The organism is Acinetobacter sp. YH12097 (genome assembly GCF_013419225.1).
GTDB lineage: Bacteria > Pseudomonadota > Gammaproteobacteria > Pseudomonadales > Moraxellaceae > Acinetobacter > Acinetobacter amyesii.
In genome coordinates this window covers 1-13913 of record NZ_VPAN01000001.1, presented here as the reverse complement: position 1 = coordinate 13913, position 13913 = coordinate 1, and the positions used below count along the sequence as shown (strand labels likewise).

The 13913-nt window shown below is 40.7% G+C and carries 13 protein-coding genes; 10 read left to right on the top strand and 3 right to left on the bottom strand.

Annotation, left to right across the window (positions count from 1 at the left end; translation table 11 throughout):
* The first annotated feature begins 169 nt into the window (after window positions 1-169).
* The 6 genes from catA (at window position 170) to benE (ending at window position 6278) form a co-directional block, all read left to right on the top strand.
* Window positions 170-1090, top strand: a complete 921-nt coding sequence (gene catA / locus FTU37_RS00065; protein WP_180123532.1) for a catechol 1,2-dioxygenase — start codon at window positions 170-172, stop codon at window positions 1088-1090.
* A gap of 85 nt (window positions 1091-1175) precedes the next feature.
* Entirely contained in the window at window positions 1176-2573 is a 1398-nt protein-coding gene (gene benA, locus FTU37_RS00060; protein WP_180027181.1) for a benzoate 1,2-dioxygenase large subunit, read from the top strand.
* Window positions 2570-3079 carry a benzoate 1,2-dioxygenase small subunit gene (gene benB, locus FTU37_RS00055; RefSeq protein ID WP_180123531.1) on the top strand — a complete coding sequence of 170 codons (510 nt, stop codon included), beginning with the start codon at window positions 2570-2572 and terminating at the stop codon, window positions 3077-3079. The genes benA and benB overlap by 4 nt, the downstream gene beginning before the upstream one ends.
* Before the next feature lie 94 nt (window positions 3080-3173).
* On the top strand, window positions 3174-4190 hold the full coding sequence (gene benC / locus FTU37_RS00050; RefSeq protein ID WP_180123530.1) for a benzoate 1,2-dioxygenase electron transfer component BenC: 1017 nt from the start codon (window positions 3174-3176) through the stop codon (window positions 4188-4190).
* A 14-nt stretch (window positions 4191-4204) separates the two neighbouring features.
* Window positions 4205-4990 carry a benzoate diol dehydrogenase BenD gene (gene benD, locus FTU37_RS00045; protein ID WP_180123529.1) on the top strand — a complete coding sequence of 262 codons (786 nt, stop codon included), beginning with the start codon at window positions 4205-4207 and terminating at the stop codon, window positions 4988-4990.
* A gap of 64 nt (window positions 4991-5054) precedes the next feature.
* A complete protein-coding gene (gene benE, locus FTU37_RS00040; RefSeq protein WP_180059845.1) occupies window positions 5055-6278 on the top strand; it encodes a benzoate/H(+) symporter BenE in 1224 nt (407 codons plus the stop codon).
* 179 nt (window positions 6279-6457) lie between these two features.
* On the opposite strand, the gene FTU37_RS00035 is transcribed toward benE, so the two are convergent.
* Window positions 6458-7294: an SDR family oxidoreductase gene (locus FTU37_RS00035; RefSeq protein WP_180035226.1), complete on the bottom strand. Its 837-nt coding sequence runs from the start codon at window positions 7292-7294 to the stop codon at window positions 6458-6460.
* Window positions 7295-7818: 524 nt separating this feature from the next.
* Here FTU37_RS00035 and FTU37_RS00030 point away from each other — a divergent pair.
* Complete coding sequence (locus FTU37_RS00030) at window positions 7819-8259, top strand: DUF2147 domain-containing protein (RefSeq protein ID WP_168379617.1); 441 nt, start codon at window positions 7819-7821, stop codon at window positions 8257-8259.
* 85 nt (window positions 8260-8344) lie between these two features.
* On the opposite strand, the gene FTU37_RS00025 is transcribed toward FTU37_RS00030, so the two are convergent.
* Complete coding sequence (locus tag FTU37_RS00025; RefSeq protein ID WP_168379618.1) at window positions 8345-9400, bottom strand: aromatic ring-hydroxylating dioxygenase subunit alpha; 1056 nt, start codon at window positions 9398-9400, stop codon at window positions 8345-8347.
* 248 nt (window positions 9401-9648) lie between these two features.
* Between FTU37_RS00025 and FTU37_RS00020 the strand changes: the two genes are divergently transcribed.
* Complete coding sequence (locus FTU37_RS00020) at window positions 9649-10578, top strand: LysR family transcriptional regulator (protein WP_078190745.1); 930 nt, start codon at window positions 9649-9651, stop codon at window positions 10576-10578.
* Window positions 10579-10682: 104 nt separating this feature from the next.
* Here the strand turns inward: FTU37_RS00020 and hpxO are convergent, their stop codons facing one another.
* Entirely contained in the window at window positions 10683-11840 is a 1158-nt protein-coding gene (gene hpxO / locus FTU37_RS00015; RefSeq protein WP_180050824.1) for an FAD-dependent urate hydroxylase HpxO, read from the bottom strand.
* Between the two features lie 208 nt (window positions 11841-12048).
* Here hpxO and alc point away from each other — a divergent pair, with 208 nt between their 5' ends.
* Both alc and FTU37_RS00005 read left to right on the top strand, forming a co-directional pair.
* Entirely contained in the window at window positions 12049-13056 is a 1008-nt protein-coding gene (alc, locus tag FTU37_RS00010; protein WP_180123528.1) for an allantoicase, read from the top strand.
* A gap of 90 nt (window positions 13057-13146) precedes the next feature.
* The gene (locus FTU37_RS00005; protein ID WP_180109332.1) at window positions 13147-13647 is read left to right on the top strand and encodes an ureidoglycolate lyase; all 501 of its coding nucleotides are present in this window, start codon (window positions 13147-13149) and stop codon (window positions 13645-13647) included.
* Window positions 13648-13913 lie beyond the last annotated feature (266 nt).

Sequence of the window (13913 nt, the reverse complement as noted above, 5' to 3'; positions counted from 1 at the left end):
CAACAGATCAAAAACATCGTGCAGCCCATACCTGAAAGAAACTTCAGCTGCTACACGAAACAACTTAAAAAGTATTGTTAGACAACCAAACAAGGAACGTGGCAGCCAAAGACCTCTTTTATCGAGTGATAGCCACCCATACTTAAATGCATACTTAAGGAGATATAGTATGAACCGTCAAGAGATTGATGTTCTGGTTAAACAAATGAACGTAGATACAGCAACAGGGCCTGTTGACCAACGTGTAAAACAAGTTGTGGTACGTTTATTGGGTGATTTATTCCAAGCGATTGAAGATCTAGATATTACTCAAACTGAACTATGGAAAGGTCTAGAGTATTTTACAGATGCGGGTCAAGCGAACGAATTAGGTCTTTTAGCCGCTGGTTTAGGTTTAGAGCACTATCTAGATTTACGTGCCGATGAAGCTGATGCGAAAGCAGGTATTACAGGTGGTACACCACGTACCATTGAAGGCCCTTTATATGTGGCTGGCGCACCTGAATCAGTGGGCTTTGCTCGTATGGATGATGGTATGGAAACCGATAAAATTCCAACTCTGTTTATTGAAGGTACAGTAACAGATACCGAAGGCAACATCATTGAAGGCGCTAAAGTTGAAATTTGGCATGCCAACAGCCTAGGTAACTATTCTTTCTTTGATAAGTCTCAATCTGACTTCAACCTTCGCCGTACCATTCTTTCTGACCAAGATGGTAAATATGTTGCACAAACTACGATGCCAGTTGGTTATGGCTGTCCTCCAGAAGGCACAACCCAATTTGTTTTAGACAAATTAGGCCGTCATGGTAACCGTCCATCACATGTACATTATTTTATCTCTGCACCGGGTTACCGCAAGTTAACCACTCAATTCAACATCGAAGGTGATAAATACCTTTGGGACGACTTTGCCTTTGCAACTCGTGATGGTCTGGTGGCAACTGCTGTTGATATCACAGACGAAGCTGAAATTGCACGTCGTGGTCTAAACCAGCCGTTTAAACACATTAGCTTTAATGTTGAGTTAGTTAAAGAACAAGCTGCAGCACCAAATACTGAAGTTGATCGTCGACGCGCTAGCGCTTAATTACTCACTCAAAGGAAGCCGAGCTGTCTCATCCAAGTTTGACAACTCGGCGACTATCCCCTCATTGGACAGTCGGAGAATGGACATGCCACGTATTCCTGTAATTAACACCAGCCATCTAGATCGTATTGATGAACTTCTTGTCGATAATTTTGATACTGGTGAATTTAAACTGCACCGCTCAGTATTTACCGATCAAGCGTTGTTTGATCTTGAAATGAAATACATTTTTGAAGGTAACTGGGTGTATTTGGCACATGAAAGCCAAATTCCAAATAACAATGATTATTACACGACTCATATCGGTCGCCAGCCCATTATCATTGCACGTAACCGTAATGGTGAACTGAATGCCATGATCAATGCCTGCTCACACCGTGGCGCACAGTTATGTCGTTATAAAAAAGGCAATAAAGCAACCTACACCTGTCCATTCCATGGTTGGACTTTTAATAACTCAGGTAAATTGCTCAAAGTTAAAGACCCTGCCGAAGCGGGTTATTCAGATTGCTTTAACCAAAATGGTTCACATGACTTGAAAAAAGTCGCGCGCTTTGAAAGTTATAAAGGCTTTTTATTTGGTAGCTTAAATCCTGATGTGCCAAGCCTTGAAGAATTCTTAGGTGAAACCACCAAAATTATCGACATGATCGAAGGTCAGTCGGAAAACGGTTTGGAAGTTTTACGTGGTTCATCTACCTATACCTATGAAGGTAACTGGAAACTGACAGCTGAAAATGGCGCAGATGGCTATCACGTATCAGCCGTGCATTGGAACTATGCAGCGACCACTCAGCACCGTAAAGAAGCACAAGCGGCAGATAATATTCGTGCCATGAGTGCGGGTTCTTGGGGCAAGCAAGGCGGTGGTTCTTATGGTTTTGACAGTGGTCACATGTTGTTGTGGACACAATGGGCTAACCCAGAAGACCGGCCAAACTTTAGCAAAGCCGATGAATATACCGAAAAATTCGGCGCACCGATGTCGAAATGGATGATCGAGCGTTCACGTAACCTATGTCTTTATCCAAACGTCTATTTGATGGATCAATTCGGTTCACAAATTCGAGTTTTACGCCCGATTTCTGTCAATAAAACTGAAGTCACCATTTACTGTATCGCCCCTGTCGGTGAAGAGCCAGAAGCACGTACACGTCGTATTCGTCAATATGAAGACTTCTTTAATGCTTCAGGCATGGCAACACCTGACGATTTAGAAGAATTCCGTGCCTGCCAAGCAGGTTATGCAGGGATTGAACTGGAATGGAACGACATGTGCCGTGGTTCAAAACACTGGATTCATGGACCGGATGATGCAGCCAATGAAATTGGATTAAAACCGCTATTAAGTGGCATCAAAACGGAAGATGAAGGTCTTTACCTTGCTCAGCATCAATATTGGTTAAAAACCATGAAACATGCCATCGCTGAAGAAAAAGAACTGGCAGAACAAGTCGCAAATGAACAAGGAGATGTCGCATGAATGCAACTGCACATTTAGACAGCGTAAGCATTGAAGCTGTATCTCAGTTCCTCTACCGCGAAGCGCGTTTTTTAGATGATGAACAGTGGGATGAATGGCTAGCGTGCTATGCCCCATCTGCATCATTTTGGATGCCGGCTTGGGATGACGATGACCGCCTCACGGAAGATCCACAGTCTGAGATTTCTTTGATTTATTATCCAGACCGTCAAGGTTTAGAAGACCGTGTCTTCCGCATTAAAACCGAGCGTTCATCTGCCACGATGCCGGATACACGAACCAGCCATAACATTAATAACGTCGAGATTATTGAACGTGATGGCGACAACGTAACGGTGCGTTTTAACTGGAACACCTTAAGTTTCCGCTACAAAACCAACTATAGCTACTTTGGCATGTCACGTTATGAAATTGATTTTTCAGGTGAGCAGCCAAAAATCCTCAGCAAATATGTTGTTCTGAAAAACGATTATATCAACCAAGTTATTGATATTTATCACCTCTAAAAGCTTATTTCACTAAGCAAGGTTTTACTTTCAGCCAGAAGGATATTTGGCTGAAAGGACACGTTATACCAGATTTTCAAAAGGATATTCAGCCATGTCAAACCATAATGTTGCACTTCAATTTGAAGATGGCGTTACTCGTTTTATTAGTGTTGCTCAAGGTGAAACCCTATCCGACGCAGCCTATCGTCAAAAAATCAATATCCCTCTAGATTGCCGTGATGGCGCATGCGGGACATGCCGTGCATTTTGTGAGTCGGGTACTTACGACATGCCTGAAGAATCTTATATCGAAGATGCTTTAACCCCCGAAGAAGCTGAGCAAGGTTATATTTTAGCTTGCCAATGTCGTCCAAGTTCAGATGCTGTTTTCCAAATCAGTGCATCATCTGACGTGTGTAAAACTGAAATTCATGAGTTTCAAGGCACATTGTCTCGTGTTGAAAATATGTCGGATTCTACGATTACCTTTGATATTCAACTGGATGAAGGTCAACCTGACATTAACTTCTTGGCAGGTCAATACGTCAATGTCGGCATTCCGGGGACTGAAGAAACTCGTTCGTATTCGTTTAGTTCAAAGCCGGGCAATCGTTTAACAGGCTTCGTGGTTCGTAATGTCCCTGAAGGAAAAATGAGTACCTTCCTGAGTGCCGATGCGAAAGCCGGCGACAAAATGACCTTCAAAGGTCCTTTTGGTAGTTTTTATCTGCGTAATGTCGTCCGCCCTGTGGTCATGCTTGCAGGTGGTACAGGTATTGCGCCGTTTATGTCCATGTTACAAGTGCTTGAAGAAAAAGGTTCTGAACAACCTGTTCGTCTTGTATTTGGCGTAACCAATGACTTTGACATCGTGGCAAAAGACAAGCTCCATGAATTACAAAGCAAACTCCCTTGGTTCGAATACCGTACTGTGGTCGCTCACCCTGAGTCACAGCATGAACGTAAAGGCTATGTGACCAGTCATGTTGAAAAAGATTGGTTAAACAACGGCGATGTAGATATTTATCTCTGTGGTCCTGTGCCGATGGTTGAAGCGGTACGTGGCTGGTTAGATACAGAAGGCGTTAAACCTGCAAACTTCTTGTTTGAAAAATTCTCAGCGAATTAAGGGAGAATAGTTTAATGTCAGAACAAGCCAGATTTAGCAATAAAGTTGTTATTGTAACCGGTGCCGCTCAAGGTATTGGTCGTGGAGTCGCACTACAAGTGGCCCGAGAAGGCGCTCAAGTGGTATTGGCAGATCTCTCAGATTTTGTTGAAGAGCCGCTGAACGATATTCAAGCCAATAATGGCGATGCCATTATTGTTAAAGCCAATCTTGAAACATTTGCAGGCGCTCAATCAGTTGCTACCCAAGCCATTGAAAAATATGGCCGAATTGATATCTTAATCAATAACGTTGGCGGTGCGATTTGGATGAAGCCCTTCCAAGAGTTTTCAGAAGAAGAAATCATTAAGGAAGTAAATCGTTCATTATTTCCAACTATGTGGTGCTGCCGAGCCGTGTTACCGCAGATGATTGAACAGCAGCACGGCACCATCGTCAACGTTTCATCTATTGCCACCCGAGGAATTCACCGAGTGCCCTATTCAGCCTCAAAAGGGGGAATAAATGGCTTAACTGCAGCGCTTGCCTTTGAACATGCCAAAGATGGAATTCGGGTCAATGCGGTGGCCACTGGTGGGACTGAAGCACCGCCACGTAAAGTGCCACGTAATGCCATGCCATTGACGGAAAATGAACAACAATGGATGCAAGACGTGGTCGATCAGACTCTTGATCGTACCTTTTTGGGCCGCTATGGCACAATTCAGGAACAAGTGAATGCCATCTTATTTTTGGCATCCGATGATTCATCTTATATGACAGGAACAGTCGTCCCTGTTGGTGGTGGAGATCAAGGTTAAACGCTATACCGTCATTGGTTTAATTCAACAGGCTCATTGACATAGTCGCATGGAGGCAAAAGCGATGGCACCCCTGTTAAAAACATTAAAAGAAGATTGGTCAATTTCAGCAACGGTTGCAGGATTTTTAGCCGTGCTGATTTCATATTCAGGCCCACTAATTATTTTTTTCCAAGCCGCACAAAAAGCCCAAGTCTCCCCAGCCATGATGATTTCATGGATTTGGGGGATTTCTATTGGCGCAGCACTGGCGGGTATTTATCTCTCTATTAAATATAAAACCCCGGTGATTACCGCGTGGTCAGCGCCCGGTACGGCTCTTTTAGTCACCCTATTTCCGAATATTTCACTGAATGAAGCCATAGCGGCTTATATCACATCCGCTATCGTTATATTTTTGATTGGCATCACCGGCTATTTTGACAAACTCTTAAAATGGATTCCTCAAGATGTCGCTGCGGGAATGATGGCAGGTATTTTATTTCAGTTTGGGCTTGGACTGTTCACTGCTACAGATAGTATGCCGATCATTGTCTTTGGCATGTTATTGGTCTTTCTTTTTTCGAAAAGACTATCGCCACGCTACGCGATGATTTGGGTCTTACTGACTGGAGTCGTTTTGAGTTTTTCATTAGGAAAAATTAATCCTGTTGATGTGAATTTTCAACTCGCTATACCGCAGTTTATTGCCCCAATTTGGACTTGGAACTCAACTTTAAATTTGGCGATTCCCTTAATCTTAGTCAGTCTGAGTGGTCAATTTCTTCCGGGGATGGCGATCATGAAACTCAGTGGATATGACACGCCAGCCAAGCCGATTATCACAGCGACCAGTATTGCCTCGCTCGCTGTCGCATGTGTCGGCGGCATTACCATTGTTTTAGCGTCAATTACCGCAGCCATGTGTATGGGCAAAGATGCACATGAACTAAAAGAAAAACGTTATATAGCCGGTATTGCCAATGGTATTTTTTATATTTTAGGCGGCTTATTTGCAGGCAGTATTGTCATGTTATTTAGCCTATTACCTAAAGAGTTAGTCGCCGCACTTGCAGGTTTAGCGTTATTAGGTGCGATTGGAACAAACATGTCCGTTGCGATGAAAAATGAGGCCAACCGTGATGCGGCGCTAATCACTTTTTTAGCGACAGCCTCAGGTATGCATTTTTTAGGGCTAAGCTCAGTATTTTGGGGGATTTGTATCGGTGTCGCTGCACATGTCATTTTGACCAAACGAGTAGCCACACAAGCACCGATGACAACGACTCAAGATTCTAAAAGTTCATAATGTCCAAACGCATTGCCAATACAAAGAAGATGGAACACTACATCTTCTTTGTTTAATCGAAAACTCAATTTTTTGATTTTCTTGTCATTTAAACTTAAAAATTCAATATTCGAAATTAAGAGCTCTATAGGATAAAAAAGGGATCATGTTGCATCATCCCTTTTTTACTTATCTTTGAATTATTTACGTTTTTTCTTACCACTAAGTAGATCTATGGCTTGGGCATAACGTGTAGGTGCAATTCGCTGAATTAAATCAATAATTTTGGCATCATTACCAATTAAAACTCGACGTTTATTCTGCTTTACCGCATCTAAAATGACTTTTGCTGCGACTTCAGGCGGTGTTTTTAGCACTTTATTAAATGCTTTCGTGGCTCTATCTGGGTTCATCCCTAACGCACGAATACTGTCACTCATACGCGCGCTATTTGCAATATTGGTTCGAATCCCACCCGGATGCACGCAAGTTGCGCTGACTCCAGCATTTTCCAAGTCTAATTCTTGGCGTAAAGATTCAGTAAAACCTCGTACCGCAAACTTCGTTGCATTATAGGCACTTTGAGTCGGTTGAGCCGTCAAACCAAATAAGCTGGAAATATTAACTATATGTCCATCGCCACTTTGTTTTAAATACGGTAAAAATGCTTTTGTCCCATATACCACGCCCCAGAAATTAATATTCATAATCCACTCAATTTCATCATAATGCATACCTTCTACAGTACTGGCTAACGCGACACCTGCATTATTAAAGATCAAATTGACCTGGCCAAATTCAGCTTGGGTTGCAGCCGCCCATTGCTCGACAGCGGCACGATCAGATACATCTAATTGGGTCTGAATTATTTTCACACCGGTGTGCTTAATCATTTCAGCCGTTTGTGCAAGACCGTCAAGGTTGCGATCACTTAATGCTAGATGCGCACCTGATTGAGCCAGTTGAATGGCTAACTGCTGCCCAATACCTGAACCTGCTCCAGTAATGGCTGCGACTTTGTTGTTAAAATTTTTCATCGTGATTCCTATACACACTTAATCTCGTTCAGTGAACAAGCTGCATTTTCATATTATTCATAACACAAGCTTAACGAGAACTGATCTATGAATGAAATGATTTTATTTAATTGTAAAATATGAATGCTATACATAGCTCTTTAGCGTTATTGCTTCAAATCAAATTAATGTAATTCAACATGATTAGAGCAAAAATTGAAAACTTAAATGAGCCTTTTAGCTCCGGCTTTTTTTGGGATTGTAGCTCTAAATTTTTCAGCTCAAACAGCGTTTGATATTTATAAAAGTGATACAAATCCCAAATGTTATAAACAAAGCTCAACATTTATTCTATTTTTCTACACGATCCAGATTCTACATATTCAAAATCAGTATATAAAATCCACAATATATACTTATTTTTTTGTGAATATAGCCCTTGAAGACAACAAGGCTGATGCTTTGTAATTTTCCAAGTCTTGTGTATCCACCCTTTGGAAGATCAGGGATGCACATCTCTTACTATGTTCAATAGAGGTTCTAAAATGATAAAAACAACTCTTAGCCTAATCGGTTTGTCACTGGTGTCTAGCTTAGCTTTGGCTGCTGATCCATTGCATGGTACTAAATGGAAAACCATCGATGACCAAACCAAAAAACCTTTATCTGTAGTTCAATTTAATGAAACATCAAAGGGCGTTTTATCTGCAAAAATCGTTGATGTACTCACCCCGGGTGAAGCAGAAAACTGCCAAAAATGTGTAGGTAAATTCCACAATAAACCACTACTCGGTGTGCAAATCGTGAATGGTTTGAAAAATACCGGTAAAAATACCTATGACGGCGGTAAAATTACTGACCCGAAAAATGGTAAAACCTATAGTTTCAATGCCAAAATGTCGAATGACGGCAAGACCTTGAATGGTCGTGGCTATATTGGTGTATCTGCGCTTGGACGCAGCCAAACATGGATACGTGTAAACTAATCCTTTATGTACAAAGTCAAAAGCGGCTCGATTGAGTCGCTTTTTTTGTATGAAAACCAAGAATGAAATTATTCGAAAATAAAAATTAAACGGTATAACGTTTGCTTAGCCCCCATTCGGCTAATATTCGACGATAGGTTGTCGATGAGCGATCTGCTTCGAAATGCGCCTCCATACTGATATCCAGTGGCAATTCCTCAGGTTTTTGACTTTCCACCATGTCCTGATCTTCAGCAAAAATTTGTGCATTAAAATCATAGACCGCTTGTAAATCGCCTGTGGTATCAAAATTACGAGTTAAAGGCACAAATAAACGGGTTTTATTATGCGATACAGGACAACAGGCATTTAATATTTTTAACACTCCATTTTCAGGAAAATCGATGGTTAAAATTGCAGAAAATGGCGGATAGACATCAAACGTTCTTTTCCATAAAAAATCTTCTGGCGCTAAATGTTGTAAGCCATGCGGATAATTACTCACATCACTAAGATATTCTGTATGTAGTCCATAGTCCGTACGTACTGTCGAATATTTTTGTACTTTAGGATTTTCACGGTCTGCAAAGCTCTCATGATGCACCCATGCGAAATGTGCAACATCAATAAAGCCTTCGAGCTGACGCCCACTTGAACCACCAATATCTACATAAGGTGGCAATATAGATTGGTGCGGCTCTGTATCCCACGTGTCTAAATCTGGAAAATTGGCCGTAGATTCATCTCGGTTAAATAAACTGGTCCACACCAATCCATATTTCAATACGACTGGAAATTTAGTTAATGAAAAACGCTCTGAAATTTGTGTCAACTCAGGCTGTGCAGGAATTTTTACACACTTTCCTGCGCCGTTATAATGTAAACCATGGTATGGACAAATGATGTCTTCACCCTTGACCCAGCCTTTGGTTAATGGCACCCCTCGATGTGGACAGATATCACGAACTAAATGAATTTTTCCACTTTCAGTTTGATATAACGCCATTTTTACATCGAGTAATTGCACTTGTTGCGGTTCAGTCGAAACATCTTCTACACGTGCAACGGGATACCAATGCTGCGCCAAAATATTCCAGTCGTTGGCATCAAATGTACTGCACTGAGGTTGGGTAAATAAATTGAGTACTGGAATGGCATTCATAGTTCATCTCGACATTTTCAATATCTCTTTAGCATTTAGCACTATTTAAATTTTGCTAAATCCTTATTTTCTAAGTCGAAATTAAAATCTAAACACATTTCTGTCTATTAGAATGATTTGCATAGATTGTTCTGTTTTTTAGAACAATAAGCATTAATCTCTGCACGATTTGATAAAGCTGGCATGAATATCGCTTAAAATGCATAACATTATAATTCGCTAATCACGCGATAGAGATTGAAGCTTGTATGTCGATTACCTTTTCTAGATTTTCTGAATATTTTATGGCGGTTGCACGGACTGGAAGTCTACGCAAAGCTGCTGAACAACTTTTTATTTCAGTCTCGGCAGTACATCGACAAATCGTTTTGGCAGAGGAAGAACTGGGGGTTGCCCTATTTGAACGACTCCCTCAGGGCTTAAAACTGACGCTTGCGGGTGAATTACTGTATGCCGATTTATTAAAATGGCAAAAAGAATATCAACTGACACGAACTCGATTTGATGAAATCCAAGGCTTAAACCGTGGAAACATTGAAATGGGCTTTATTGCAGCTTTGAATGACAGTTTCGTCGTCGACTGCATTCAAAAGATGGCTGAAACCTATCCGTGGATCAACCTCAATATCAGCATGAATAGCAGTGAAGATATTTCCAGAAAAATCGTCGATGCAGAATTAGATTTTGGCATTATTTTAAATCCCAAAAGCCATAGCCAATTAGAGATTTTATCCTTTATAGAAATTCCGTTGGGCTTTGTGATGTCGCCGCATCATACCTTGGGTGGGATGGATAAAATTTATCTTTCAGATACGTTAAATGAACGGCATATTTTGCCGAGTGATCCACTCATTATTAGTGAATATGTACAGACTTTATATAAACATCATAAGTTTAGTCCGATTCAAAAGATTGAATGTAATGACATTAGAATGATATTGTCATTGGTTCAACAGCAATTAGGTATCAGTTTGATGTCATACATGGATGCTTTACCACTGCTTGAGAATAATAAGATTATTTTTAAACCGATCCGTGAAAAAGGCTTACACAGTTTGACCATCGCTTTATGTGTCGCATCGAAGCGCCAAACCTCTCGAATTTCTCAGATCATGATTAATCTTTTGGTGGAAAAAATGGAAGAAATTAAGATCAATTTAAAATCTTTGAACCCCTAAAACCATTATTTAGGCTTTTTTTGTCACTTAATTTTTTGTAAAAAAAAGCCAGTGCGAATAACCCGTACTGGCTGCTGAAAGCTAAAGTTTTATCTGTTTATTTTTTAATCCAATGGATTACCTACAATATTACTAATAATGCCTTTCATAATATGATTGCCTTGTTCTTTACGCAGTTCTGCATACCATTCACGCGTCACACTTTCATCTTTCATATGGGTCACATCACAACGCTTACGCGCTCGCAGTACCAATTCATTGGCACGTTCATTACGTTTATTTTGATAACGACGCAATGAATCTTGTAAGCCTAAAGTATTGATTTGCAGAGAACGGGCTAAATAAATTGCATCTTCCATTGCTTGGCAGCCACCTTGTCCAATATCCGGCGTTGTACTGTGTGCTGCATCACCCACGATCACCACACGACCTTTGTAGAAATCTGCAAAAGGTTCAATATCATGAATTTCTACCCGATTGGTTTTTTGGGCATCTACAGCATCAATCAGCTTTTGCACCGGTTCACACCAACCTTTAAAGTATTCTTTAAATAAAGCCTTATATTGTGTGCGGTCATTTTCTAAGCCTGCTGCTAAAGGGACATCAAAGAAGAAATAGAATCGGTTGTCGGCAACGGGCATCAGCGAAACACGTTTACCTTCTCCTACAAATGTCGTCCATTGATCTGCCGCAGCAAATTCTTCTGAAATGTCGACTAACCCGTTCCAATTGACATAACCTGCATAGCGGCGCTCAACTTGTTCCCCCAATACATACGCTCGTGTCAATGAATGTGTACCATCGGCGCCAACCAATAAATCAGCCAGAACCTCACTTCCGTCAGCAAAACGGGTGATCACTTGATCATCTTGTTCTGAGAAGCTCACCATTTTTTTGCCTAGATGAATATTCTCACGACCAAATTCATCCATGAGCATATTTTGTAAGTCTGCGCGTGAAACTGGATAAGGTCGCTGACCAACTTCTTCGATTAAAGGAAACAGACTAAACTGTGTCATAACATCGCCCGTTAAACCATCGATATAGGCTAAGTGATCCATCTTGCCACCGAGCTTTTCGACTTGTTCGGTTAGCCCCAAATAGTTCAAACATTTGACACCGTTAGACCATAAAGAAATAGCGGCTCCAACAGGTAAAATTTGTTCTGCCTGTTCATAGATGGTTACTTGGTGTCCAAATTTTTTCAAAGCGATCCCTGTCGTTAGGCCCGCCATACCTGCACCAATAATTGTAATGTCCATCTATAACTCCCCTGTGTTTTTTTAAATATCTTTCTCCTAAAAAGCGAAAAGCATGCCATTTTTTCAAACAAGCAATAAAAAATTCTAAAGTTGGCACACGCTGTGCTTCTAAACACGTGTAAATGCTTGTTTTTATCAAATGTTAAATTTTTAACACTGAAAACTAAATGCATATGTTTTAAATGAAAATAGTGAATGGATTTTATATATGGCAACTTTACTTGCACCTAGTTTTGATATTCCTGCACAATTACAGACACTTACAAATTTAGCAGATGACCGTATTGGTGCAAAAATACTTGAATGTTCAGATGATTTTTTTGCAGAAGCAAAACGCATGCTTCAATTTAATGCACCAATCTTTGTCGAAGATAAATTTGATGATCATGGCAAATGGATGGATGGTTGGGAAACGCGTCGTAAACGCCATGCAGGTTATGATTGGGCAATTATCCAACTCGGTGTTGCTGGTCGAATTCAAGCCTTAGATATTGATACAACATTCTTTACTGGGAATTACCCAGCTTCCGCATCAGTTGAGGCCTGTTTTGCACCAAGTGGAGAGCTAGCACAGGCAGCATGGGTCAATATCTTAGGCAATACCGTATTGGGCCCGAGCCAACACCATATATTGAAGGTCTCAACTGATCAGGTTTTTACCCATGTGCGTTTAAATATATATCCAGACGGCGGTATTGCGCGATTTAAAGTCTATGGTGAAGTTCAGGTTCAGATTCAAGATAGTACGAACACTTTAGACCTCGTTGCGCTAGAAAATGGTGGACGTGTTGTTGCTTATAGTGATGCTCATTTTGGACATCCACGAAACTTAATTAACCCTGGTCGCGGCATCAATATGGGAGATGGTTGGGAAACTAAACGTCGCCGTGCACCAGGTTTTGACTGGTGTATTTTGGCTTTGGGTCAATCTGGTGCAATAGAGAAAATTGATATTGATACTGCCCATTTTAAAGGCAACTTCCCTGCGCAGGTTTCCATACAAGCGATCTATGTAGAAGATGCCACTGACCCTCAACTGATTCCGCAAAGTATGTTCTGGCCGTTTTTACTCGATGCACAAGACATGCAGATGGATCATATTCATTGCTTTGTCAGTGAGATTTTAAAGCATGAAAAAATATCGCATATCCGCATCAATATGATTCCTGACGGGGGGATTAGTCGCATACGGTTATGGGGGAAAATGCATCCTTAATTGCAATATTGATAAAATAGGAAGCCTTCGGGCTTCCTATTTGTATTGTTTCAATTTTTTTAATTAAATGCCTTACTAAGATATCTAAACATGACACATAGCATAAAAATACAAGCTCTAAGTATTGAAGGCTTTGCGCCTTTTGGAGAGGTCATTTGCACGACTGGACATGATTTTTTCCACATCAATGACACACATACAGAGCGATATCATGCCCTCGTGGAAACAGAAATTTCAGGTGATGCGGTTGCTGGAATTAGCATCTTTAGAAATATCAAAACCACTGAATTGCCTTTTACGATTTCGATGTTGGAGCGTCATCCCAACGGCTCACAAGCGTTTATTCCAATGCAAGCGCAGGCTTTTTTAGTGGTAGTTGCACCTGCGTTGGATGATCACAGCCCTGATCTTACACAGCTATGTGCTTTCATCACTGATGGTAGCCAAGGAGTCAACTATCGTGCAGGAACATGGCATCATCCTCTCCTGACACTCGAAGCACCAAGTAGCTTTGCCGTCATCGATCGGATTGGCACTGGACATAATTGTGATGTGTTCCAGTTCCCTACGCCTATTCACATTTCAAATTAATTTTTTTAGCTTAAATACTTAGAGTTAAATAGACTAAAAACCATCTAACCATCTAACCATCTGTTAATACATAATTTATTTCATCTCTTGATATTATTTAATTTAAACATAACGCATTAAAAAAGCCCTCAATTTAGAGTAATGCCAGTCAGTTAAGCAAATTTTAGTAAAATGTAGTAAAAATGAGTGTATGTAAATACGCTCATTTTTTTATGTCTTTATCTGAACATTTAGAATCCACTCTTGAACATTCTCTCCCATCACTC

What these genes read in the sequence shown, in the direction of transcription:
- catA (WP_180123532.1), top strand. Translation starts at nt 170, where the DNA reads ATGAACCGTCAAGAGATTGATGTTCTGGTTAAACAAATGAACGTAGAT.
- benA (WP_180027181.1), top strand. Translation starts at nt 1,176, where the DNA reads ATGCCACGTATTCCTGTAATTAACACCAGCCATCTAGATCGTATTGAT.
- benB (WP_180123531.1), top strand. Translation starts at nt 2,570, where the DNA reads ATGAATGCAACTGCACATTTAGACAGCGTAAGCATTGAAGCTGTATCT.
- benC (WP_180123530.1), top strand. Translation starts at nt 3,174, where the DNA reads ATGTCAAACCATAATGTTGCACTTCAATTTGAAGATGGCGTTACTCGT.
- benD (WP_180123529.1), top strand. Translation starts at nt 4,205, where the DNA reads ATGTCAGAACAAGCCAGATTTAGCAATAAAGTTGTTATTGTAACCGGT.
- benE (WP_180059845.1), top strand. Translation starts at nt 5,055, where the DNA reads ATGGCACCCCTGTTAAAAACATTAAAAGAAGATTGGTCAATTTCAGCA.
- FTU37_RS00035 (WP_180035226.1), bottom strand. Translation starts at nt 7,294, where the DNA reads ATGAAAAATTTTAACAACAAAGTCGCAGCCATTACTGGAGCAGGTTCA.
- FTU37_RS00030 (WP_168379617.1), top strand. Translation starts at nt 7,819, where the DNA reads ATGATAAAAACAACTCTTAGCCTAATCGGTTTGTCACTGGTGTCTAGC.
- FTU37_RS00025 (WP_168379618.1), bottom strand. Translation starts at nt 9,400, where the DNA reads ATGAATGCCATTCCAGTACTCAATTTATTTACCCAACCTCAGTGCAGT.
- FTU37_RS00020 (WP_078190745.1), top strand. Translation starts at nt 9,649, where the DNA reads ATGTCGATTACCTTTTCTAGATTTTCTGAATATTTTATGGCGGTTGCA.
- hpxO (WP_180050824.1), bottom strand. Translation starts at nt 11,840, where the DNA reads ATGGACATTACAATTATTGGTGCAGGTATGGCGGGCCTAACGACAGGG.
- alc (WP_180123528.1), top strand. Translation starts at nt 12,049, where the DNA reads ATGGCAACTTTACTTGCACCTAGTTTTGATATTCCTGCACAATTACAG.
- FTU37_RS00005 (WP_180109332.1), top strand. Translation starts at nt 13,147, where the DNA reads ATGACACATAGCATAAAAATACAAGCTCTAAGTATTGAAGGCTTTGCG.